The sequence below is a fragment of the Flavihumibacter stibioxidans genome (assembly GCF_014332695.1).
GTDB lineage: Bacteria > Bacteroidota > Bacteroidia > Chitinophagales > Chitinophagaceae > Flavihumibacter > Flavihumibacter stibioxidans.
The window spans coordinates 52,501-53,845 of record NZ_MBUA01000032.1 but is presented as its reverse complement, the minus strand read 5'-3'; the positions used below and the strand labels follow the sequence as shown (position 1 = coordinate 53,845).

2 rRNA genes (1 of these 2 cut by a window edge) are annotated in these 1,345 nt (G+C 48.0%); both read right to left on the bottom strand.

Annotation, left to right across the window (positions count from 1 at the left end):
* Positions 1 to 17: 17 nt before the first annotated feature.
* Positions 18 to 129, bottom strand: a 5S ribosomal RNA gene (rrf, locus tag BC349_RS19805).
* 95 nt (positions 130 to 224) lie between these two features.
* Positions 225 to 1,345: ribosomal RNA gene (locus tag BC349_RS19800) — 23S ribosomal RNA — on the bottom strand; it runs 1,762 nt beyond the window's last position.

Sequence of the window (1,345 nt, the reverse complement as noted above, 5' to 3'; positions counted from 1 at the left end):
AAGGCTCTTTATAATAAATATGGCACCTACCTACTCTCCCGCCTGGTATAGCAGTACCATCGGCCATGAGGGGCTTAACTTCTCTGTTCGGTATGGGAAGAGGTGAACACCCTCGGCATAAGCACCATAAGACATTGGTGGAATGATCCACTTCAATAAGATAACATATTGGGAAGTTGCAATTTCACGGGTATGTAATATTTCCTAATCCATATAGAATTAAAAAATTAAAGCTTACGGGCAATTAGTACTACTCGGCTTTGATGTTACCACCTTTACACCTGTAGCCTATCAACGTCATAGTCTCTGACGACCCTTAAAAGAAAACTCATCTTAAGGTAGGTTTCACGCTTAGATGCTTTCAGCGTTTATCCTTTCCGTACATAGCTACTCGGCATTGCACCTGGCGGCACAACCGATACACCAGCGGTACGTACGACCCGGTCCTCTCGTACTAAGGTCATGTCCTCTCAATTTTCTAACGCCCATCACAGATAGGGACCGAACTGTCTTGCGACGTTCTGAACCCAGTTCACGTGCCACTTTAATCGGCGAACAGCCGAACCCTTGGGACCTTCTCCAGCCCCAGGATGTGACGAACCGACATCGAGGTGCCAAACCTCACCGTCGATATGAGCTCTTGGGTGAGATCAGCCTGTTATCCCCAGAGTACCTTTTATCCTTTGAGCGATGGCCCTTCCATACAGAACCACCGGATCACTTTAGCCTGCTTTCGCACCTGATCGACTTGTATGTCTCACAGTCAAGCACCCTTATACTAATGCGCTCTGCGTACGATTACCAACCGTACTGAGGGTACCTTTGCGAGCCTCCGTTACTTTTTAGGAGGCGACCACCCCAGTCAAACTACCCACCATGCAATGTCCCCCTTCAGGGGTTAGGTTCTAAGCAACAAGAGGTTGGTATTTCAACGATGACTCCACAATGCCTGGCGACACTGCTTCATAGTCTCCCAACTATCCTACACACTTGGTGCTCAAAATCAATGCAAAGTTGTAGTGAAGGTTCATGGGGTCTTTCCGTCCCGTGACGGGTAACCGGCATCTTCACCGATACTACAATTTCACCGGGCTCGTGGAGGAGACAGTGTTCAACTCATTAGACCATTCGTGCAGGTCGGAACTTACCCGACAAGGAATTTCGCTACCTTAGGACCGTTATAGTTACGGCCGCCGTTTACTGGGGCTTCAGTCAGAAGCTTTGGATTACTCCGAACATCCTTCCTTAACCTTCCAGCACCGGGCAGGTATCAGGCTCTATACGTCATCTTACGATTTTGCAGGGCCCTGTGTTTTTGTTAAACAGTTGGTTGAACCATTTTACT